At 65.2% G+C, this 21,884-nt stretch carries 16 protein-coding genes and 1 pseudogene; 10 read left to right on the top strand and 7 right to left on the bottom strand.

Annotation, left to right across the window (positions count from 1 at the left end):
* Nucleotides 1-73 precede the first annotated feature (73 nt).
* Nucleotides 74-1,573 carry a hypothetical protein gene (locus tag CO675_RS33555; protein WP_097676100.1) on the bottom strand — a complete coding sequence of 500 codons (1,500 nt, stop codon included), beginning with the start codon at nucleotides 1,571-1,573 and terminating at the stop codon, nucleotides 74-76.
* 411 nt (nucleotides 1,574-1,984) lie between these two features.
* Here CO675_RS33555 and CO675_RS33550 point away from each other — a divergent pair, with 411 nt between their 5' ends.
* A complete protein-coding gene (locus CO675_RS33550; protein ID WP_097676099.1) occupies nucleotides 1,985-2,659 on the top strand; it encodes a TetR/AcrR family transcriptional regulator in 675 nt (224 codons plus the stop codon).
* Between the two features lie 82 nt (nucleotides 2,660-2,741).
* The gene (locus tag CO675_RS33545) at nucleotides 2,742-3,170 is read left to right on the top strand and encodes an OsmC family protein (RefSeq protein ID WP_097676098.1); all 429 of its coding nucleotides are present in this window, start codon (nucleotides 2,742-2,744) and stop codon (nucleotides 3,168-3,170) included.
* A 116-nt stretch (nucleotides 3,171-3,286) separates the two neighbouring features.
* On the opposite strand, the gene pyk is transcribed toward CO675_RS33545, so the two are convergent.
* Together pyk and CO675_RS33535 are read right to left on the bottom strand one after the other, a co-directional pair.
* Nucleotides 3,287-4,723: a pyruvate kinase gene (gene pyk, locus CO675_RS33540; protein WP_097676097.1), complete on the bottom strand. Its 1,437-nt coding sequence runs from the start codon at nucleotides 4,721-4,723 to the stop codon at nucleotides 3,287-3,289.
* Nucleotides 4,720-5,328, bottom strand: a complete 609-nt coding sequence (locus tag CO675_RS33535; protein WP_097676096.1) for a DUF1036 domain-containing protein — start codon at nucleotides 5,326-5,328, stop codon at nucleotides 4,720-4,722. The genes pyk and CO675_RS33535 overlap by 4 nt, the downstream gene beginning before the upstream one ends.
* Nucleotides 5,329-5,524: 196 nt before the next feature.
* On the opposite strand from CO675_RS33535, the gene CO675_RS33530 reads away from it, so the two are divergent.
* The 5 genes from CO675_RS33530 to CO675_RS33510 all read left to right on the top strand — a co-directional run bounded on the left by CO675_RS33530 (nucleotide 5,525) and on the right by CO675_RS33510 (nucleotide 12,015).
* Nucleotides 5,525-5,827 carry a DUF1244 domain-containing protein gene (locus tag CO675_RS33530; protein WP_198964842.1) on the top strand — a complete coding sequence of 101 codons (303 nt, stop codon included), beginning with the start codon at nucleotides 5,525-5,527 and terminating at the stop codon, nucleotides 5,825-5,827.
* 174 nt (nucleotides 5,828-6,001) lie between these two features.
* Nucleotides 6,002-6,274 (top strand): DUF2312 domain-containing protein, encoded by a 273-nt coding sequence (locus tag CO675_RS33525; RefSeq protein WP_029085502.1) that lies wholly within the window; start codon nucleotides 6,002-6,004, stop codon nucleotides 6,272-6,274.
* 131 nt (nucleotides 6,275-6,405) lie between these two features.
* Nucleotides 6,406-8,169: an adenylate/guanylate cyclase domain-containing protein gene (locus tag CO675_RS33520; protein WP_097676093.1), complete on the top strand. Its 1,764-nt coding sequence runs from the start codon at nucleotides 6,406-6,408 to the stop codon at nucleotides 8,167-8,169.
* A 64-nt stretch (nucleotides 8,170-8,233) separates the two neighbouring features.
* The gene (locus CO675_RS33515) at nucleotides 8,234-11,245 is read left to right on the top strand and encodes an autotransporter outer membrane beta-barrel domain-containing protein (RefSeq protein ID WP_097676091.1); all 3,012 of its coding nucleotides are present in this window, start codon (nucleotides 8,234-8,236) and stop codon (nucleotides 11,243-11,245) included.
* A gap of 308 nt (nucleotides 11,246-11,553) precedes the next feature.
* Nucleotides 11,554-12,015 (top strand): SgcJ/EcaC family oxidoreductase, encoded by a 462-nt coding sequence (locus CO675_RS33510; RefSeq protein ID WP_158231342.1) that lies wholly within the window; start codon nucleotides 11,554-11,556, stop codon nucleotides 12,013-12,015.
* A 30-nt stretch (nucleotides 12,016-12,045) separates the two neighbouring features.
* Here the strand turns inward: CO675_RS33510 and CO675_RS33505 are convergent, their stop codons facing one another.
* The 4 genes from CO675_RS33505 to CO675_RS33490 all read right to left on the bottom strand — a co-directional run bounded on the left by CO675_RS33505 (nucleotide 12,046) and on the right by CO675_RS33490 (nucleotide 19,154).
* A complete protein-coding gene (locus CO675_RS33505) occupies nucleotides 12,046-13,011 on the bottom strand; it encodes a LysR substrate-binding domain-containing protein (protein ID WP_097676088.1) in 966 nt (321 codons plus the stop codon).
* A gap of 226 nt (nucleotides 13,012-13,237) precedes the next feature.
* Nucleotides 13,238-14,836 (bottom strand): peptidoglycan L,D-endopeptidase MepK, encoded by a 1,599-nt coding sequence (locus tag CO675_RS33500; protein WP_097676087.1) that lies wholly within the window; start codon nucleotides 14,834-14,836, stop codon nucleotides 13,238-13,240.
* 265 nt (nucleotides 14,837-15,101) lie between these two features.
* Complete coding sequence (locus CO675_RS33495; RefSeq protein ID WP_097676086.1) at nucleotides 15,102-17,357, bottom strand: L,D-transpeptidase family protein; 2,256 nt, start codon at nucleotides 17,355-17,357, stop codon at nucleotides 15,102-15,104.
* A gap of 306 nt (nucleotides 17,358-17,663) precedes the next feature.
* Complete coding sequence (locus CO675_RS33490; protein WP_097676085.1) at nucleotides 17,664-19,154, bottom strand: sigma-54-dependent transcriptional regulator; 1,491 nt, start codon at nucleotides 19,152-19,154, stop codon at nucleotides 17,664-17,666.
* Between the two features lie 142 nt (nucleotides 19,155-19,296).
* Here CO675_RS33490 and CO675_RS33485 point away from each other — a divergent pair, with 142 nt between their 5' ends.
* The 3 genes and pseudogenes from CO675_RS33485 to CO675_RS33475 form a co-directional block, all read left to right on the top strand.
* Nucleotides 19,297-21,207 (top strand): M3 family oligoendopeptidase, encoded by a 1,911-nt coding sequence (locus CO675_RS33485; protein ID WP_097676084.1) that lies wholly within the window; start codon nucleotides 19,297-19,299, stop codon nucleotides 21,205-21,207.
* Between the two features lie 249 nt (nucleotides 21,208-21,456).
* Nucleotides 21,457-21,609 carry an aa3-type cytochrome c oxidase subunit IV gene (locus CO675_RS33480; RefSeq protein WP_097676083.1) on the top strand — a complete coding sequence of 51 codons (153 nt, stop codon included), beginning with the start codon at nucleotides 21,457-21,459 and terminating at the stop codon, nucleotides 21,607-21,609.
* 142 nt (nucleotides 21,610-21,751) lie between these two features.
* Nucleotides 21,752-21,884 (top strand): annotated as a pseudogene (locus CO675_RS33475) (NAD(P)(+) transhydrogenase (Re/Si-specific) subunit alpha); the annotation flags it as partial.

Here is a 21,884-nt window from a genome sequence, read left to right as displayed (position 1 = left end):
GCGCCGCAAGGCTCGCACCTCAGAATGACGGGCGTAGCGCGGCGCTGCTGTTCAGGACAACGCCACAGCGAAATTACTTCGAACCCTCTGCCGCCGGCACCGCGCCGGCCTTCTCGTTCGACCGTACATGGATGACGGCGATGTCGTCCTTGTAGAGCTGCTTCCAGCCCTTGAGATGGTCCAGCGCGTTTCCGGCCGGAGAGCCCGAGCTCAGCAGCGTGGCGTCGATCCGGTATTTGTCGAGCAGGTCCAGCAGCTGGCCGACGTCGCGGGCATCGAGCGCGGCGTAATAGTCGAGCACGAATTGCTCGCCATAGAGCTCTGCGCGACCGTCGATGAACACCTTCATGTCGCGGAGCACCAGGTAGCCGCCGAACGGCGCGGTGCTGAACACGCGCTGCGCCTTGTGTTGCTGGAGCACGTCGACCGCGGAAACCGGCGAGACTGCTGGCAGGAATTTGAACTCGTGCTGCGCGACGAAGGTCGTCGTCGTCACCCACGCTCCGATCACCATCGCGATGGTCGCCAGGATCGTAACGACGGGGAGGGAGCGTCCATGCTCGACGCGGACGGCGGGGACACCTGTCATTCCCCATTGTTCGGCGATCGGCTTGGCGAGCACCAGCGGCGCGATGAACGCGAACACCTCGATGTTGCGGATATGGCTCAGCGCCATCCAGACCAGCCCGAGCAGCAGCAGGATTCGCGGCACAGACAGGGTCAGCCCGCGATAGCAGATGGCGCCGATCAGGCCGAGCAGCGTGGCCTCGAAGAAGCTGGGCCTGCTGAAATCCGCGGGCAGCCATTCGCCGATCAGCGACAGCAGCTTGCCGAGGCTCAAGATCTTGGTCGCACCCAGCAGGCTATTCCAGCCATAGGGCGTCACGCAGCTCGCCGCCAGCGCAGCGATGCCGAACAATCCCCATCGCACGATGAGCTCGCGGCGGCGGCCGGGCTCCGCGCTCCACACCGCCTCAAGGCCAATCGGCCCGATCAGAGCCAGGCCGAGCACGAAGCCTCCATGCAGATTGGCCCACAGCGCCATCAGCGGCAGCAGCCACCATGACGGTGAGGTGCGGCGATCCGCTGATGCCATCAGGCCGCCGATGAACGCCAGCAGCACCGGCAGCGCCAGCACATGCGGGCGCGCGAAGAAGTGGATCGTCGACAGCAGCAACGCCAGCGCCGCAATCAGCAGCGCGCGCGCGGGATCGAAATACGGGCTCAACAGATGCAGGAAGATCGCGACCGTCGCGCCGATCGCGATCGAGGTCAGGATCACCGGCCCGGCCCAATCGCCGCCGTACACGAGGGCGTACGCCACCTGCGACAGCCACGAGCTCGAGATCCAGGGCTCGCCGAAACGGGTGAACGAGAACACGTCTGCTGTCGGCATCGCGCCGTGTTCAAGGATCCACTGTCCGACCTTGATCTGCCACTCGGTGTCGGAATCGCGCAGCAGGATCTCACCGGCGGAGAGATAGAACAGATAGGCGCCCACGGCGGCACACAGCGGCAGCAATCCTCGCACCGCGCTACGGCTGCTCACGCTGCTCGTGATGGAGAGTGACATGGCTTCCTGGGCTCGGCCGCGGACATCGAGGAAACGCCATAGCGTGACGTTGGGCGCACTCGACCACGGCTTCCGATAAATTCGGGTAAATGCGGCCGCGATGTCGTGGGCTCTGCGCGACACCGGATGTCTCGATTTCGAGCAATCATCTCAGGGCGCAATTTACCATCGAAAGCCCGATCCGGACCTGAGTGCGGTTGGCACCTGCCGCTTCGTCGGTCGGTGGGCCGCCGGTTCAATCGGAGGTGGCATGCGGCCGTCGCAAAATCCTTACAATTCCAGCTTGTCATTCAGTCTGAATAGTTGTTCACTTCTTCAGACGGTTGCGGGATCAACCGTTCAAAACATTGAAGACGCGTGTGTTCTGCCGGTGGGCGCCGGCCAGGGGACACGGTGGGGGGACGGAATGCCATGGTCTACCGGCGAACTCATCAGGTCGTGAAACGGCTGGCTGCCCGGCGCAGCGCCATCCTGTCGGCTGCGCGGGACGCGGCGGCGGCCGGCGGCATGGCCGCGGTCCAGATCGCACCTGTCGCGGTGCGGGCCAATGTCGCGGCAGGCACCGTCTACCGCTATTTCCCGTCGAAGGCCGAGCTGATCTCGGAATTGATCACGGAGGTCTCGCGCGATGAATTGTCCGCGATCCGGCGTGCCGCAGAGGCCGCGCCCGGACCGTCATCGGCGCTGGCTGCCGCGGTGACGACGATTGCGGTCCACGTGCTGTCGCAGCGCAAGCTGGCCTGGGGCATCCTGGCCGAGCCGGTCGATGTCGACGTCACCGCCTCGCGCCTTGCCAGCCGCCGCGATATTTCCGGCGAGCTTGCCATGCGCATCGACGCCGCCGTGCGCGCCGGACATCTGCCGGCGCAGGATACGGCGCTCGCAGCCACCGCCTTGCTCGGCGCGCTGCATGAAGCGCTGGTCGGCCCGCTCGCGCCGTCCAATCTCGACGATCCGATCAAGCTGCGCGATGCGGTGCAGACCGTGACGCTGCTCGCGCTGCGCGCGGTCGGCGTGATGGACGCACGCGCCCGTGGTCTTGTGGTGCAGGCGACGACCCCGGCGAAGGCGTTGGTCGGGGCCTGAGATCGCAGCTGGGCGGCGAACGCTTCCGTCGCATTGGCGTTGTAGGTTGAGGCTGGGTTCAACCAATCACACGGAGCAACGCATGACGACGACCCATGGCTCGGCCAAATGGCAGGGCGGCATCAAGGACGGCAAGGGCGCGATCTCGACCAAGAGCGGCGCGCTCTCGGATTACCCCTATGGCTTCGCCAGCCGTTTCGAGGGCAAGCCCGGCTCGAACCCCGAAGAGCTGATCGGCGCGGCGCATGCTGCCTGCTTCACGATGGCGCTGTCGTTGATCCTGGGCGAAGCCAAGCTCACGGCCGAGCACATGGAGACCAAGGCCGACGTGACGCTGGAAAAGGTCGCCGATGGCTTTGCCATCACCGCCGTGCACCTGACGTTGTTGGCGAAGATCCCCGGCGCCGATAACGCAACGCTGCAGGAATTGGCGGGCAAGGCCAAGGCCGGATGTCCGGTGTCGAAGCTGCTCAACACCAGGATCACGCTCGAGGCGTCATTGCAGGGCTGACGGTCCGGAGCGCAGCATTGGGGCCACGCTGGTGCGTGGCCCGGCGCGGCGGGTTAGAGCGTTTTCGAGCGAAGTGGGCGCCGGTTCGCGTGAAGAAAACGCGTCAAAACAAGAATCTACAGCTGCGCGTCGCCGTTCGGTCCGACCGAGGCGATGCGCAGCATGTTGGTGGTGCCGGGCGCGCGGAGCGGTACGCCGGCGACGATGATGACGCGCTGGCCGGCCCTGGCAAAACCGTCCCGGAATGCAATCGAGCCGGCGCGTTCAACCATGTCGTCGAGATCGTGAGCGTCCTCGGCGACGACGCAATGCACGCCCCACACCACCGACAGCTTGCGCCCGGTCACGAGGTTCGGCGTGATCGCGACCACCGGCACCTTGGGCCGCTCGCGCGCGACGCGGATCGCGGTCGAGCCAGACGAAGTCCAGCAGATGATCGCCGACAGATCGAGCGTTTCGGCGATCTGCCGCGCGGCGTCGGCAATGGCATCGCCCACCGTCGCCTCGGGATCGACGCGCTGGGCGTTGATCACGCTGCGATAGGTCGGGTCGCGCTCCACTTCCTCGCCGATCCGGTTCATGGTCGAGACCGCTTCCACCGGGAATTTGCCGGCGGCGGATTCCGCCGACAGCATGATGGCGTCGGCGCCCTCGTAGACGGCGGTGGCGACGTCGGAGACCTCGGCGCGCGTCGGCACCGGTGCCTGGATCATCGATTCCAGCATCTGGGTTGCGACCACCACCGGCCGGCCGGCGCGCCGCGCCATCCGGATCATCTGCTTCTGCAGGCTCGGCACCCGCTCCAGCGGCAGCTCGACACCGAGATCGCCGCGCGCCACCATCAGCGCGTCCGCCGCTTCGATGATGTCGGCGAGGCGGTTGATCGCCTGCGGCTTCTCGATCTTGGCCATCACGGCGGCACGGCCGCGGATCATCTTCTTGGCCTCGATCACGTCCTCCGCACGCTGCACGAAGGACAGCGCAACCCAGTCTATACCCTCCGGCAGCGCGGCTTCGAGGTCGGCGCGGTCCTTCGGGGTCATCGCGGAAACCGGCAGATCGGTGTCGGGCAGGCTGACGCCCTTGCGGTCCGACATCTTGCCGCCGATCACGACGCGCGTGACGGCGCGGTCGGGCGAGGTTTCCTCGGCGATCAGCCGCACCTTGCCGTCGTCGAGCAACAGTGCATGGCCGGGCCGGAGCGCGGCGAGGATCTCCGGATGTGGAAGCTGGACGCGGCTGTTGTCGCCCGGCGTCTTGTCGGAATCCAGAATGAAGCTCTGGCCGTTCTTGAGCTGGGTCGACCCTTCCGCGAAGGCGCCGACCCGCAGCTTCGGCCCTTGCAGGTCGACCAGGATGCCGATGGGCCGGCCGTAGCTCGATTCGACATTGCGGATGGTCTTGACCAGCTCGCGCATCTTGTCATGCGGGGTATGGCTCATGTTGATGCGGAACACGTCGGCCCCCGCCTCGAACAGCTTGCGGATCATCGCGCTGTCTGAGGAGGCCGGGCCGAGCGTTGCGAGGATCTTGATTCGGCGCAGTCGTCTCATTGTTTGTTTCCGGGTGGTGCGGCTGGCGGCAGACCCGACGCGCCCGGCGGTGCTGCGCCCGGCGGCGGGTTGGGCAGGCCCGGCATCGCCCCGGGGCTTCCCGGCGCCACGCCGCCCGGCATTCCCGGTACTTTCTGCGGCTGTTGTTCGTTGGCTTCGGTCAGCTGGACGGTCCATGCACGCTGCTCGCCGGTGTCGACCTCGAAGAAACCGGTGCGGTCGAAGCCCCGCGCCAGGCAATTCTCGGTACCCTTGATGGTGAATTCCTTGTCGCGCGAGCACATGAAGGCCTGACCGGACCATTCGCCGCCGCGATCGTAGTCGAGAGCGTAGATGTAGTAGTAGCGCGCCACAAGATTGCCGCGCAGCAGGGTCTCGCAGGTCCGCGACGACACATTCCACCAGCCCTCCGTGGTCCAGCCCTCGGCATCCTTGTAGCCGAGCGCGATCCCGACCCGGCTCGAGGTGTTGTTGCACAGCCGGAAATCGGCGGCCGCCGGGCTCGTCCACAGGCATGCCGCGACCAGCCCCAGCACCGGCAGGATGCTGGCCAGGATCAGGCGGATGGTGCGGGGAGCTGAGGCGAGAGAATCTGTTGGGCTCATGCGGCGAAGCTATATCAAATCATTGTCGATTTCGCGTGCCCGGCTGGCACTGTCAACGGGCGGGCGCCCGTCCCCACGCTGCGGGGCCGTGGCCAGTGTGGCCGGCTAGGTCCGTATTGCGCGTCGATATGGCAAAATCTGTGACAATTCCCACCTGATATCAATATGGTGAGCGCATCACACCGGGATCACGATCATGAGCATTGACGACAAAACCAGAACAGAACTTGAGGCCGCGGTGTTCCGGCGCCTCGTCGATCATCTCCGCAACCGGACCGACGTGCAGAACGTCGACCTGATGAACCTTGCCGGCTTCTGCCGCAATTGCCTGTCCAACTGGATGAAGGAAGAGGCCGACGCCAAGGGCCTTGCGGTGAGCAAGGACGAGAGCCGCGAGGCGGTCTACGGCATGCCCTATGAGGAGTGGAAGGCGAAGTATCAGGGCGGCGCGACGCCGGAGCAGCTCGCGGCGATGAAGAAGGCCCAAAGCGGGCACTAATTCCCAATTGATGTGACGCCAGTTCCGTGGCCGCCCGCATCTCCTGTGGGCGCGCTGTGGATGAGCGCGATGTTTCCTTGACGGGACGTGCTCCAAAATCGAGGGTCGCCCGCAGCAAGCGGTGCGCGTGGCGCGTATTCGCGCGACATTTCATTGCCATTTCAGGAGTACGCGATGGCCACCACGTCTGCCGCCGTTCAGGACGAACCCGCAACGCGATTCGCCAAGGACCAGCTCAAATCCATCATCGAGCGCATCGAGCGGCTGGAAGAGGAAAAGAAGACCATCTCGGACGATATCCGCGACGTCTATGCCGAAGCCAAGGGCAACGGCTTCGACGTCAAGGCGCTGCGCACCATCGTGCGCCTGCGCAAGCAGGATGCCAACGAGCGCCAGGAGCAGGAAACCATCCTGGAGACCTATATGCAGGCGCTCGGGATGCTCTGAGGCGGCAGGCGGGCCGCTCTGGCGTCGACAAGGGCCCGCCCGAGGTAACTCGCCCAAGCCTCTTGGCGAGGCTTGGGCGAAATCCCGGGATTTGCTAGACTGCCGGTGAGGTAACCGGGCAGATCGTTCAGATGGACGTGCCAGGACCAGAGCGTCGGCTCGCTGCGGTCCTCGCCGCCGACATGGTCGGCTTTAGCCGCCTGATGGAGGCTGACGAGACGGGCACCCTTGCGCGCCTCAAGACCCATCGGATCGAACTGATCGATCCGGCCATCACCAAGAATCGCGGCCGCATCATCAAGACCACCGGCGATGGCCTGCTGGTCGAATTCCACAGCGTCGTCGATGCGGTGCTGTGCGCGGCCGAGGTGCAGCGCCGGATGGCCAAGCGCAACGCCGACGTCGCGCCGGCGCGGTGGATGCAGTTTCGCATCGGCATCAATCTCGGCGATGTGATCGTGGACGGTGCCGACATCTTCGGCGACGGCGTCAATGTCGCGTCTCGCCTCGAGGTGCTGGCCGAGCCCGGCGGCATCTGCATTTCCGGCGCGGTCCGCGATCAGGTCGGCGATCGCCTGGAGGATCTGAGCTTCGAGGATCTCGGCGACCAGACCGTCAAGAACATCGCGCGACCGATCCGGGTTTTCCGCGTCCATCTCGAATCGAGCGCCAAATCCGTAGCCGACCATCCGAGCGCGGCCGCCGCCACCGTCGTCGCCAAAAAGCCCTCCATCGCCGTGTTGCCGCTGGTCAACATGAGTGGCGATCCCGAGCAGGAATTCTTCGCCGACGGTCTCACCGAGGACATCATCACCGAGCTGTCGCGCTTCCACGATCTGCTGGTGATCTCGCGCAACTCGACCTTCGTGTACAAGGGCAAGGCGGTGAAGGTGCAGGACGTCGCGAAGGAATTCGCGGTCGACTATGTGCTGGAAGGCAGCGTGCGCAAGGCCGGCGGGCGGATCCGCGTCACGGTGCAGCTGATCGATGCCGAGGCCGACCGGCATGTCTGGGCCGAACGCTACGACCGCGAGCTCGCCGACATCTTCGCCATCCAGGACGAGATGACGCGCGCCATCGTGGCGACCTTGCCTGGCCGTGTCGAGGCCGCGGCGCATGACCGCGTCAAGCGCAAGCCGACCGACAACATGGCGGCCTATGAGTGCGTGCTCGCCGCCAAGGTGCTGCATCACCGCTCGGCTCGGGACGACAATACGGAAGCGCAGCGTCTGCTCGAGCGGGCCATCGTGCTCGATCCCAACTACGCCCATGCGCACGCCTGGCGGGCCTGCGTGCTCGGCCAGACCTGGGTCTACAATTGGTGCGACGACCGCGACGCGACCTTCGCGCAGGTCGCCGCAGAGCTGGAGATCGCGCTCAAACTCGACGACAACGACAGCGACGTGCACCGGATCCTCGCCGCGCTGAACCTCAACCGCGACGATCACGACAAGGCGGCCTTCCACCAGGAGCGCGCGCTCGCGCTCAATCCCAACTACGATCTCGTCGTCGTGCAGCAGGGCGAGCTCCTGACCTGGCTCGGGCGGCCGGAGGAGGGCATCGACTGGATCAAGCGGGCGATGCGCCTCAATCCGTTCCATCCGGAGCGGTTCTGGAGCCATCTCGGCCGGGCCTGCTATTGTGCCGAGAAATACGCCGACGCCGCCGAGGCGTTCTCGCGCATCACGCGGCCCGACCACACTCATCACGCCTTCCTCGCCGCGACGCTGGCGCAGATGGGCAATTCGGTGGCGGCCACAGCCCATGCAACCGAGGTGCTGAAGCGCGAGCCGGCGTTCTCGGTCGCAGCTCACCTCGCAACCCAGCACTACAAGCGCGCGCCCGACCGGGCGCGCTACGAGGCCGGCCTGCTCAAGGCAGGGCTGCCAGCCTGACTCTCCAAGCGCGGCGCGCAACCCCTGTCCGACTGTCGCTACGCCCAACTCATGAACGAGCTTCATGATTGTTGAAAGCGTTTCGCTTGTTGTGCGCGGCGTTCGCGGGTTGAAGTCAGCCACCAGGCATCGTTGGAAATCATGCGTGGCCGCGCCGGCACGTTCAGGCTTGCGCGGCGAAAATCTGCCGCGCCTGCGCGGTACGAGAGGGAATGCTGCAATGAACAGGTTTGGCTTAAGCACTCTCGCTGCGCTGCCGTTGGTGGGCCTGGCAAGCGGCGCGCAGGCAGCGTGCAGCGCGATCGCTCCGACGGCAGACGATCAGGTGATCACCTGCAGCGCGAATCCCGATGGCAGGCCTGACACGACCGGCATCGAGGATCTTGACGGCAAGACCGGGGTAACGGTCAACATCAACGCGGGCGCGCAGATCCTCGACACTTCGGCTGGGCTGCTTCGCATCCAACCCAGCAGTTCCAATTGGAAGATCAACAACCAGGGAACGCTCAATGAAATTGGGAGTGTGGGGAGCAACACAACAGTCGACAACGGCGGCAAGATCGTCGCCGGAGAGGGGGGAGTGGCGGTCGAGCTGTTGAATGGCGGCAGCGTCAGCAACGCGAGCGGCGGCAGCATTCAGGGGGGCGTTGGAGTCATCATCGGCGGCGGAGCAGGTGCGTTGACCAACGCCGGCGCGATTGCAGCCAACGTCGGAGCAGCCGTGATATTGGACAGCGGAACGGTGACGAATTCTGCCGGAGGCCGGATTTCCGGGACTGGAGCTGGTGGCGTCGGCGTCGTGCTGGGGTCGGGTACGCTCGACAACAACGCCAACGCCAAGATATCCGGAACAGCGACCGGCGCTCTGGTCGATGCCGGCACGATCAACAATGCCGGCACCATCACGTCCGATCGCGTGGCGGTGCAGACGCACAGTGGAACGTTGAACAACCTGACGGGCGGGGTGATCTCGGGTGCCGCGGCTGGCGTTGTTGTCAATCTGCCTCCGCAGATACAGGCGCGGATCCGCACCAGCGCGCTATCTCAACCACCCGTGCCGGCGGTCGTCAATGCGGCAGGCGCAACCATTGCCGGTGCCATAGGCGTGTATTTCGCTGAGGCGGGCACCGTGACCAATGCCGGGACGATCACGGCGACCGGGCGGGCGATTGATTTCGGCAAGGCCGGCGGCGTCGACTCGACGGTTCTCAACTACGGACGCATCGTCGGCGACGTGCAAATGAGTGACGGCAATGCGACACTGGCGATTGCAACCGGATCGACGATTGCGGGCGGGGTGAGTGCCGGTGGTGACGACGGCAGTCGAAAGAAAGAGCTGCAACTGATCGGCGGCGGCGTCGACACCTATAACGGGTCGTTCACCGGTTTCAAGGCGCTGACGGTCAATGCGCAGGGCGGCGTCTGGACGCTCGCCGGCAACAACACTCAGACCTATGTGAATGGCACCACGATCAACGCCGGTTCACTGCTCGTGAACACAACGCTGGCCTCGCAGGTCACGGTGAATCAGGGCGGCGCGCTGGGCGGCAATGGCACCGTGATCGGGAACGTCATGTTCAATCCCGGCTCGATCTACAGGGTCAACCTCAACGGCAATCAAGCGGACCGATTGACAATTGGAGGTAACGCAGCCCTCGGCGGCGGCACGCTCAACGCCACTGTAGCCACGAGTGGCATCGTCGTAGGGCAGAACTACACGGTATTAACGGCAAACAGTCTGAGCGGAAAGTTTGCCGCCGAGACGACGAACGTCAACAGCGCCTTCCTGTCGTCGGCGCTCGTCTATGACGCGCATGACGTGTTTCTGCGCTTCGACCGCAATAGCCTCAGCTTTGCCGGGATTGGCCAAACCAGCAATCAGGCGGCCGTCGGCCGGGCTTTCGATCGGATCCCCCTGATGACTGCCAATCCCGCCTTCAATGCTGTGTTGCTCGGTTCTGCCGCCCAGGCCCGCAGCGCCTTCGACAGGATCTCCGGCGAGGGCCTTGCCGGCGCGCAGAATGCGGCGTTTCGTGCCAGCTCGTTGTTCACCTCGTCGGTCAACGACCAGGCGAGCGCCTGGCGCGCCGGCCGGGACGGTGGCGGCAATGCCATTGTGGTGGGGCGTGACGGCGCGATCGGTTACGCGCCGGAGGATGCCTTTGCCAGCGCGGGGCCGTTCACCAAGGCGCCCGCGGCGGCGCGGTTCGACCGCACCTGGCGGGTGTGGGGATCGGCGTTCGGCGGCAGCAGCACCCTGCAGGGCAACGCGGGTCTCGGCACCGCCGCGCAGAAGGACAGCCTGTTCGGCGGCAACATCGGTCTCGACTATCAGGTGTGGCCAAACTGGCTGGTCGGCGTCGCATTCGGCGGCAGCGAAGGCAATTTCGCGGTCGACAGCCGCGCCACAAGCGGCAAGGTCGATGGCGTTCATGGCGGCGTCTACAGCACGCTTACGCTGGGACAGCTCTATCTGAGCAATGCCACCACGGTGTCGTCGTTCAGCAACAAGACCACGCGGGTCACCGGCAATATCGGTGGTCTTGCCGCCGAGACCGAACGCGGCAATTTCAATTCATGGCAATTGCGCTCGCGCTTCGAGGTCGGGCACGATTTCGCCATTGCGGGAGCGCGCGTGACGCCGTTCGCGGCGTTTGAGATCGCGCAGCTCTACAGCGACAGTTTTGTGGAGAGCAGTCAGACTGCCGGCAGTGTGCCCGGCGTGCTCGGGCTCGCGGTCTCGCGACAGACCACCACGTCGGCGCCGCTGTTCGCGGGGGTACGCGGGGAGCGCCGCATCGAGCTTGCCAACGGCATGGCGCTGACGCCGCAGGCGAGCATGGCCTGGGTCCACGAGTTCGCGCCGACGCGCAACCTCAATGGCACACTGGTGTCGCTGCCGGGCGCGAGCTTCATCGTCGACGGGGCGCGGCCGGCCAGCGATGCGGCGCAAGTCAGCGTTGGCGCGCAGCTCGACGTCACCCGCAACGCCGCGCTGTTCGCAAACTTCGAGGGCGAGTTCTCCAGCGTAACTCAGGCCTATGCCGGCAAGGGCGGCATCAGAATGGCCTGGTAATCGCGTCGATCGCCGGTCCGGCACACCACGGCGAGGAACCGGATCGCGGGCTGGCGACCACAAGCCTGCCCGCTCCATCGCTCAACGAGACCGGAACCCATCATCATGATTGATCTGGAAAGGTCGCCGGTTCGGCGTCTTGTGCAAAGGCTTGTGATTGCGACGTTCATGGCCATGGCGCTGGCTGAGGCGTCACTGTCGCCGAGGGGCGCTGATTTGTCGTCGACAGCCCGAGCGATGACGGAGGCGCCCGCAGTCGGATGTCCGGATCTCACCGCACATCATTCCAGCAGCGTTTGAGGTACCAGGTGACTCCGCGGACATGGCCGAATGAGCTTCGTCGGATTCTGGATACGATCGCTCGACTGGCAGCGGCGTGGAATGAGGGTGATGAAGCCGGCTACGCGTCCCACTTCACGGATGATGCGAACTACATTGCGGCAAGCGGCGAGCGCTACAGAGGCAAGGCGCAGATCAGGACGGGCTATGGCTGGTTGTTCACGACGAGTCTCCGCGGAAGCCGGATCTCGTTGGAAATCGAGAGCGTACGATCGTGGTCCCCGGTGATCGCGCTGGTCACGCTCCGCGCCAGGCTCGAAACACCCGACGACACGGTTGATGGCCGGCACGCGTTGATCCGTTCCTCGCTCTTGATGTTTCTTGCCACGGGCGGCTGGCGCGTGGCGGCGCTGCATGGCACGCGCATCGCCGATCGCCGCTGCGGGTCTCGGCGACCACCATCGATGTGGACGAGCATCGGTTCGCCGTAGGCGCTCCTGGGCGAGGGCGCTATTCCGCCGTCAGGACGGGGTCTCGGTTCGCGGCGTCTGCTGCGGGATCGCCTGCACCGCATCCCGCAGCCAATGCGTGAGGGCCTTGATCTTGGGATCGGCGCCGGCCTCGATACGATGTACCAGCCAGAAGCTCAGTTCGCTGCTTGCGGGCGGGTCGATCGCGGCGATCAGCGTCGTTCCAAAACCGGGATGGCTGCGCACCAGCGGATCCATGGTCAGCACCGCACCGACACCGTGCTGGGCGGCCTCCAGCGCGATCGGAAGACTGTCGAGGGTGACATCAAGCCCGGCGTCGTGATCCTCGATCGATAGGCCGTGGATGGCGAACCAGTCCGGCCAGGCGCTCGGGAAGAAGGCGTTGTGAATGAGAGGGAGCCGCAAAAGGTCGGCTGGAGCCGTGACCGGATGGGCTGCAAGGAACGACGGGCTCGCCGCCGGCAGGCCGCGCACGGTGAGCAATCGGGTCTTGGTCAAACCCGGCCATGGTCCTCGCCCGATGCGGATGCCGGCGTCGACCTGCTCGATGTTGAAGTCGACCATCCGTGCGGTAACCTCGAGGCGGAGATCGTAGTGCGGCCAGCGGCGGGCAAAATCCCGCAGGTGCGGCACCAGCACGGTTTGTGAAAACAGCGCAGATGCGCTCAACCGAATCTGGCGCGTCTGCGCATCGGTTGCGAGGTCATCGAGGCCGCGGTTGATGGCGGCAAGACCACGGCGCACCTGGTGGGCGAAACGCTCACCGGCAGGTGTGAGGCGTACCGAACGGCCGACCCGGCTGAACAGTCGCTCGCCAAGCTGTGCCTCCAGGCTACCGAGTTGATGGCTGATCGCCGATGCTGTGAGGCCGAGCTCTTCGGCAGCGCGCCGGAAGCTCAGGAGGCGAGCGGCGGCTTCGAAGGCGATCAGGGCGGAGGTCGGAGGAATGCGGACGCGGGAGGCCGGGATCCGCAGCGCTGAATGATTGTCATGCATGGTGAAGCCAGTTCACGTGCCATTCGCTTGGGCGCGGGCCGCTGTCGTAGCGTCACAATCGCGCCAGGCCGGGATATAGCTCGTTCCCCCGCGCGCCCATCCATCACGTTTTCGAGCGTTTTCTTGATGATGGCGTATGCAGACCGCAACCTTCCGCTGGCCGGGCGCTACGCCAGTGCAGACCAGCGCAATGTCGGCGTTGGCGAGCGTTCTGAAGCAGAACTACTCAGCGCAGCGAGGCGGTGCGCAGCACGAAGGACTGGGTGGTCAGGAGGGCAGTGGCCGAGCCGGAGAAGCGGTCGCAGGTCATGCCCATCATCGGATCGTCCGAGAAGGTCATGGCGACGGCGGCCTGCGGCTTCACGAAGTGCTGTCGCATCATGCTCATGTCGGTGTCGCCGAGCACCGTGGTCAGCATGCCGCTGCTCGCGCTCGGCGCCAGCATCACGACGCGCATCCAGATGTCGTTGCCCTTGGCGGCCGAGATCCGTGCCGACGTCGTGATCACGCCCTGGCTCGGCGTGCCCTTCGCAACGACGGTGTTGATTTCGGTGGCCGGCGCCGCCGCATTGCGCGCCGGGCGCACATTGCGCGGGATCGGCGCCGTCGCAGCGACGATGTTGGCGCGGTCGACCGGCGACGACCCGGCCGGCGCATAGGCGAGCGCCTTGTTGAAGTTGTCGGCCGTGCTGGCGGTGGTCTGCGGATCCGAACCGCCGACTGCCTCACGCGCCTTCAGTGCGGCGATCTGCGCGGCCGAAGCCTGCTTCGGCGCCGCGGACTCGTCACCCCAGAAGCCGCGGGCATTGATGATGTCGGCGGGCGATTGCGGCGCGGTGTTTTCGGCCGTCTGCACCACCTGCACTGCCGGCTTGGCCTTCGGCATCGGCACGAGCTGCGCGTCGGCGGCGGCGAGCTGGATGGCGGCGGCGAATTGCTGCGGCTTGGCGCGCGGCAGCGGAACGGGGTCGGCGGGCTTGGCAGGGGCAGCGGCCGCAACCACGGTGGCAGCGGCGGGCTTGTCGTTCACGGCGACCGCGCCTTCGTCTTCATCGTCGCCCGACTTGCCGCCACCGAACAGCTTCGCGAACAGGGTCGGCTTGCTGATGGTCGCAGCATCGTCGCCATTGCCGCGGCGTTCGATGTCGGCCTTGGCGAGTTCATAACCCTTCAGCGGCGTGCCGTCGGTCGGGACATGGACGGTGCGGCCATCCGGGAACACCCGGACCAGCTGCTCGCGGGTCATCCGCGGCCAGTGGCGAATGCCGCCGGTGTCGAGATGCACGAACGGCGAGCCCGAGGTCGGATAGAAGCCGACGCCGCCGCGCTGCAGGCGCAGGCCGGCGAACCGGATCTGCTCCAGCGGCACGCCCGGAATGAAGAAGTCCATCGCATGCCCCAGCATGTGCTGGCTGTGGCGCGCAACGCCCGAGGAGCGGCGGCGGAGCATGGCGTTGGTGGCGGGAGCGCGATAGGCGGAGATGATCTGGATCGGCTGCTTGCCGCCGACGTCGTTGTAGACTTCCCAGAGGATGTCGAAGAGGTGACGGTCCATCACCGTCTCGTCCTGGGAGCGCCAGTCGCGCAGGAAGTGATTGAGCTGCTTCAGCGCGGCTTCGTCGTAGCGGCCATCGCGCTTGAAGGTGATGGTGAGGTCTTCGCCGGAATGGGTGTGGTGGAAGGAGAGGGTGCGGGTCTGGTTCAGCGCAGTCGCATCGTGCACCGAGCCGGCGCCCGCCAACAGCAATAGCGCGGTCAGGCCGACTTGGTACCCGGCCTTAGGCAGCGACAGCGGATTGTAGCGGCGTGCGAAAACAGCCAGCACTATGAGCCCACCCAGTCGACGAGCGTTCGGTCGGCATCTTCGCAGACCCCCTGCGGAAGACGGTGAACGCTTTCTTAAAGCGGGAGGGTTAACCGAGGTTTACCGACCCGCCCCCAAGTTGGGCTTAACTAACTGGGGGAGTGTGGCAAAAGATAGCCCTGTTCCCCGGACCCCATCGTAAATGGTTAACGTAAACGATCTCGCTTTTTGAGCGAGATCGTTGATTTTACTTCAATATTTATCCCAATCGGGCGGAGAGGGCAGTTTAGCGGGTGATCACCCGGCGCTGCTGCTGGGCCTGGCCGCGGCGGACCGGCTGCGGCTCCGGCTGGCCGAATCCCCCGAACAGGCGCTCGAAGAAGTTCGGTCCGGAGGAGCCAAAGCCGCTGTTGTCGCCGGCGACGTTGACGCCCGGCGGCAGGCTGCTGCTCGGCGGCCGCGCGTAGCTCGGCTGGGCGTGCGCCACCACCGTTTCGAGGTCCTTGCCGCGGCTGTTCTTGAGCAGCGACAGCATGGCGGCGTCGCGGCCGTAGATGTCCCTGCGGATTTGCAGCTTGCCGGCATCGTCCACGAACGCGGTCTGGTAGGTGATGTTGACCGGGATCGGCGTCGGGAATTTCAGATCGACTTCGCTCGAGCCGTACATGCTGCGGATCCGCTCCGGCGTGTAGTGCTGGTTCGGCTCGGTGATGTTGAGCAGCACCGACGCGTACTGATCCGGATTCTGCACGCGCATGCAGCCGTGGCTGAAGGCGCGCTCATCCTTCGCGAACAGATACTTGTCCGGCGTGTCGTGCTGATAGACCAGGAACTTGTTCGGGAAATTGAAGCGGATGCGGCCGAGCGCGTTGGCTTCGCCGGGCGGCTGCGAGACGTGGATCGAGCCGTCGCGGTTGCGCTCGAGCTTGAGGCCCATGCGCTGCAGCACCGTCGGATCCTGCTGCAGGGCCGGCAGATACTCGTTGTAGATGATCGACGGGGGCACGTTCCAGGTCGGGTTGACCGTGATGTACTTCATCGTCTCGGTCAGAAGCGGCGTGGCGTGCTGGCCGGGCTTGCCGGTGACGACGCGCGTGGTCCAGACCTGCGCGCCGTTCTGCATCACCTTCAGCGTATAGTCGGGGATGTTGAGGATCACATAGGCATTGCCGACATTGGCCGCGCCGAGCTGGCGAGGCAGCCAGCGCCAGCGCTCCATGTTGACGAGCACGGTGTCGATCTGGCGGTCGCGCTTCGGATTGTTCAGCGCCTTGACCGTGCGCTCGTCGAGTACGCCGGTCGCCTTGAGGTCGACGCTGCTCTGGAATTTCTCCACCGCCCGCGCCACCGTGGCGTCATACTTGGTGCTGTCGGCATCCTCGGTGATGCCGAGCTTGTTGCGCAGGTCCGGCACGCGCGGATCGTCCATCTCGACCGCGGCCTGCTTCTTGCGCGCGGGCACGTATTTCAGCGCGGGGCCGTCTGCGATCGTGATCACCGGGCCTTCGCCCTGGCCACGCAGCTCGGCGAGCTTCTTCTTCAGCTCCTTGTAGAGCTTCTGCGGCGGGTTGTAGCCGTCGAGCGCGGCGGAGGCGTCCTTGGCCGAGGTCACATTGGTGAACACTTCGGCCGGATCGATCGGGTGTTCCGGATAGAGGATGTCCGCCGACACCTGCGACCAGTGCATGCGGCCGCTCTGGGCCTGGCGTGCATAGTCCAGCATGCTGGCCGCGAGCTTCAGCTCGGCGTCGGCCAGCGTATCGGGCGTCGTCGCAGCGGTGAAATCCGGCACCGGATAGTCTGATGCATCGAGGCCGTCGGCGGCCGCATCCTTCAGGCGGGCGATGACGCCCTTGCCGGCATCGGTCAGCTTGCCGGCCTTGGTGAAGACGGGTGCGTATTCGCGGGCCGAATAGAACTTCTCGGCCGCGGCGCGCTCGTTCTTGCGATCGAAGGTGCGCAGCGACTTGTTGGCGAGCAGCTCGCGCAGCTTCTCAGCGACTGGCTGATCCTCGGAGGCAACGTTGCTCGCAGCCTTCGCAGGCTCAGCGGCCGGAGCTGCCGCGGGCGCCGCTGCGGTTGCAGGAGCGGGTGGGGCCGCGGCCGGCGCGACCGCGGTGTCGGTCTTCGGCGCATCGACCTTGGGCGCATCGGCGGGTTTGGTCGCCGGCGCGGTGGCGACATCAGCGGGCTTCGGCTCGACGGCCTTCGCGGTCGCGCTCGGTTCTGCCGGCTTTGCATCGACAGGCTTTGCATCGACGGGCTTGGCTTCGTTGGCCTGTACCTCTGCGGGCTTCGCGTCCGCCGGCTTGGCGGCGTCGGGCAGCGCGGCGGTGGTGTCGGCCTTGAAATCACTCGCGGTGGGCGGCGGCACATTGGCCGGCTCGGGGCGCGGGATCGCGGCGTCGATCGCCAGTTCCGAGGCGCTGGAGCGAGGCGTGTCCTGCGCGAAGGCCGAGCTCGCGGACACCGTGAGGAAGGTCGCCGCGACGGCCATCAAGACGCGGTCAAATCCTCGACGGTTGTTCGAACAGTCACGCATTTTCACACCCCCTGGGTGGAACTGCTCCCTCAGATTCTGGAACAGTTCAAATCGGTATTCGGTTTCATAGCTTGCGCGGAAGCGCCGGCCTCTCAAACGACTCGCACGCCTGCACGCAATTAACGCAGACGATACATTTGCCCCTCTTATGCAGCCAGCGCCATGCGGGGCAACTCACGACAAACTGACCTCGAAGCGGCTGATTTCGCTCGGGCCGTGCGTTTTTGCCACGCGGCACAGCCTTTGTCTGTCACCGACGGGACACGGTTCAAAAGGTTCCCTGGTATTGTCCTGTCGGCCCCAGGTTTAGCCGGCGTCGCTCGTGCGCGTGCCGGCCGCGGCTTCGTCGAGCTTGCGGTAGAGCGTCGAACGGCCGATCTTGAGGCGGCGCGCGACCTCCGACATCTGGCCGCGGTAATGCGAAATCGCGAACCGGATGATCTCGTTCTCGAGATCTTCTAGCGGGCGCACCTCGCCCGCGGCGGTGAGCATCGACAGGCCACCCGCGGTGGGCAGGGCAGAGGTAACAGGTATCTCATTACCAGAAATCATCGCGGGCGCTGTGGACGGCGACACCACCAGCGGCTCGCTCTGCAGCGATTTGCCTTCCGGCACCGGATGCGTCGCGCCTTGCGGGAAGTCGGCGAGCCCGAGCTGGTCGCCATCGCTCATCACCACGGCGCGATACACCGTATTCTCGAGCTGGCGGATGTTGCCCGGCCAATCGAGCTGCGCCAGATGCGCCATCGCATCGCCGCTGATGCCGGTGATGTTGCGGTTCTCCTCGGCGCAGAACCGCGCCAGGAAATGCCGCAGCAGATGCGGAATGTCCTCGCGCCGCTGGCGCAGCGCCGGGATGGTCAGCGGCAACACGTGCAGGCGATAGAACAGGTCTTCGCGGAACTGGCCGCCCTTCACGAGATCGAGCAGCTTGCGGTTGGTCGCCGAGATGATCCGGACATCGACCTTGACCGGCTTGCGGCCGCCGACGGCCTCGACGGTGCCCTCCTGCAGCGCGCGCAGCAGCTTCACCTGCGTGGCCAGCGGCAATTCGCCGACCTCGTCGAGGAACAGAGTGCCGCCATGGGCCTCGACGAACTTGCCCTGATGGCGCTCGGTGGCACCGGTGAAGGCGCCCTTCTCATGGCCGAACAGGATCGATTCGACGAGATTGTCCGGGATCGCACCGCAGTTCACCGCGACGAACGGCTTGGCCTTGCGTTCGCTGCTGCCGTGGATCGCGCGCGCGAACAGTTCCTTGCCGACGCCGGACTCGCCCTCGATCAGCACCGGGATGGTCGAGGATGCGGCCTTCTGCGCGGTGCGCAGCACCCCGGCCATCGCCTCGCTGCGGGTGATGATGTCGGTGAAGGTCAGCCGGCCCTCGCGGCTGTGGCGGATGCGCTGCAATTCGCCCTTCAGCGCCGACGCGTTGAGGGCATTGCGCAGCGACACCTGCAGCCGCTCGAAGCCGACCGGCTTGACGACGAAGTCCTGGGCGCCGGCGCGCATCGCCGACACCACATTGTCGATGCCGCCATGCGCGGTCTGCACGATGACCGGGACGTTCAAACCAGCTTCACGAATTTTTGCGAGGACTCCGAGACCGTCGAGGCCCGGCATCACGAGGTCGAGCACGACGGCATCGATCGCCTGCGTCTCGGATGCGGTCAGGGCCGCAATCGCCGCGTCGCCGCTGTCCACGACGAGGGGCTCATAGCCGCATTTCTGCACCATGTTTTCAACCAAACGACGCTGTACGGCGTCATCATCGGCGATCAAAATGGTGGCAGCCATGGTTTTCCCCGCACGCTACGTTTATCTGTCTCGAATCGGGGCAATGTCGCCGATGCCGATTAACGCACTCTTAAACCTTGCAAACCCGCTTTCATTCCGCCGCCGCCGACATCTTTCCGACTGAAGTAAGGTTACGAACAAGATGACCTCGCGCTCCAAAACTGCTTCCAACAAGTCAGCTCTCAGCAAAGCCGCTCTCCGCAAGGAGGCCGCGCTGCGCAAGACGGCCGCGCAACGCAAACCGGCCGCAGCCAGCCCGAAACAGGCAGCCAGCAAGACCGGCAGGCTTCCGGAATGGAATCTGGCAGATCTCTACTCCGGTATCGACGCGCCGGAAGTCGCACGCGATTTGCAGAAAATGGATGCAGATTGCGTCGCGTTTGAGACCGACTACAAGGGCAAGCTTGCCGAAAATACCGGCAAGGAAGGCGGCGGAAAGTGGCTGGCCGAGGCGATCCGCCGTTATGAGGCGATCGACGATCTGGCTGGCCGTCTCGGCTCTTATGCCGGCCTGGTCCATGCCGGCGACAGCGTCGATCCGGCGATCTCGAAGTTCTACGGCGACGTCTCCGAACGGCTGACGGCCGCCTCGGTGCATCTGCTGTTCTTCTCGCTCGAGCTCAATCGCGTTGACGATGACGTGATCGAGCGCGCGATGGCCGAGCCCACGCTCGGTCATTACCGGCCGTGGATCGAGGATCTGCGCAAGGACAAGCCGTACCAGCTCGAGGATCGCGTCGAGCAGCTCTTCCATGAAAAGGCGCAGAGCGGCTACGCGGCCTGGAACCGGCTGTTCGACCAGACCATCTCCGGCCTGCGCTTCAAGGTTGCGGGCAAGGAGCTCGCGATCGAGCCGACGCTCAACCTGTTGCAGGACAAGGCCGGCGACAAGCGCAAGTCGGCCGCGCAGGCGCTGGCCAAGACCTTCAAGGACAATGAGCGCACCTTCGCGCTGATCACCAACACGCTGGCCAAGGACAAGGAAATCTCCGACCGCTGGAGGGGCTTCCAGGACGTCGCGGATTCCCGCCATCTCAACAACCGGGTCGAGCGCGAGGTGGTCGATGCGCTGGTCGCCTCGGTGCGTGCGGCCTATCCGAAGCTGTCGCACCGCTACTACGCGTTGAAGGCCGGCTGGTTCAAAAAGAAGAAGCTGCCGCACTGGGACCGCAACGCGCCGCTGCCGTTCGCGGCGACCGGCACCATCGCCTGGCCCGAGGCGCGCAACATGGTGCTGTCGGCCTATAACGGCTTCTCGCCAAAAATGGCCGAGATCGCGGAGCGCTTCTTCAGCGATCGCTGGATCGATGCGCCGGTGCGTCCCGGCAAGGCGCCCGGTGCGTTCTCGCATCCGACCACCCCGTCGGCGCATCCCTATGTGCTGATGAATTACCAGGGCAAGCCGCGCGACGTGATGACGCTGGCGCATGAGCTCGGCCACGGCGTCCATCAGGTGCTGGCGGCGAAGAACGGCGCGCTGATGGCGCCGACGCCGCTGACGCTGGCGGAGACCGCGAGTGTGTTCGGCGAGATGCTGACCTTCAAGCGGCTGTTGTCGCAGACCAAGAACGCCAAGCAGCGCCAGGCGCTGCTCGCAGGCAAGGTCGAGGACATGATCAACACCGTGGTGCGGCAGATCGCGTTCTATTCATTCGAGCGTGCGGTTCATACCGAGCGCAAGAACGGCGAGCTCACCGCCGAGCGGATCGGCGAGCTGTGGCTCAGCGTGCAGGGCGAGAGCCTCGGGCCCGCGATCGAGATCAAGCCGGGCTACGAGACGTTCTGGATGTACATCCCGCACTTCATCCACTCGCCGTTCTACGTCTACGCCTACGCGTTCGGGGATTGCCTGGTGAACTCGCTCTATGCGGTCTACGAGCATGCGTCCGAGGGTTTTGCCGAGCGCTATCTCGATATGCTCGCCGCCGGCGGCACCAAGCATTACTCCGAGCTGCTGCGGCCGTTCGGGCTCGACGCCAAGGACCCGAAATTCTGGGACGGCGGCCTGTCCGTCATCGCCGGCATGATCGACGAGCTGGAGACGATGGGCTGACGACCATCGGCCTTCCGGCTGGTCCAGCATCAGATTCGTTCGGCGTTTTTGCGCCTCACGGCATGATCGTCCCATGATGCCAGCGTCTGGGAGATCAATCCTGCCGAGGGGCGACCGCAGGGCCGTCGCTCGAGGGGTGAATCGGGGACGATTTGCGGTTCAAATCGCCCGATCGGGAGCACGCCGTTGCCCTGACAATCTGTTTGCGGTAATGGCTCGCAGAACGCGAATTTCTGACTGGGGACAGCGATGGCAGACCATAGCGAAGTGGCCTATACGACCGCCGACGGCAACGATTACGTGGCGCATGAGCAGACCTATGAAGGGTTTCTCGTGCTGGTCAAATACGGCACCATCAGCGTCGCCATCCTCCTCGCCTTGATGGCCTATTTCCTGGTCTGATCCCTGATCGGCTAGCGGCATCGCCGTCCCGCGGCGGTGCCGGAATTCCTGTCGAAACCCGGATGGAAAAACCGGGTATCCAATCTGGCGAAAATAACGCTAGTTTGAAGACGCGTGCGCCGCTCGCGCCGCCGGAGGGCCCATGAAGATCGCCGTTGCCAAGGAAATCGATGCGTCCGAGCCGCGTGTTGCGGTCTCGCCCGATACCATCAAGAAGTTCAGGGCGATCGGCGCCGAGGTGGCCGTCGAGCCGGGCGCGGGCGTCAAGTCGGGCT

This window comes from Bradyrhizobium sp. C9 (assembly GCF_002532045.1).
In the GTDB taxonomy this organism is placed as follows: Bacteria; Pseudomonadota; Alphaproteobacteria; order Rhizobiales; family Xanthobacteraceae; genus Bradyrhizobium.
This window is presented reverse-complemented; position numbering and strand designations above follow the sequence as displayed.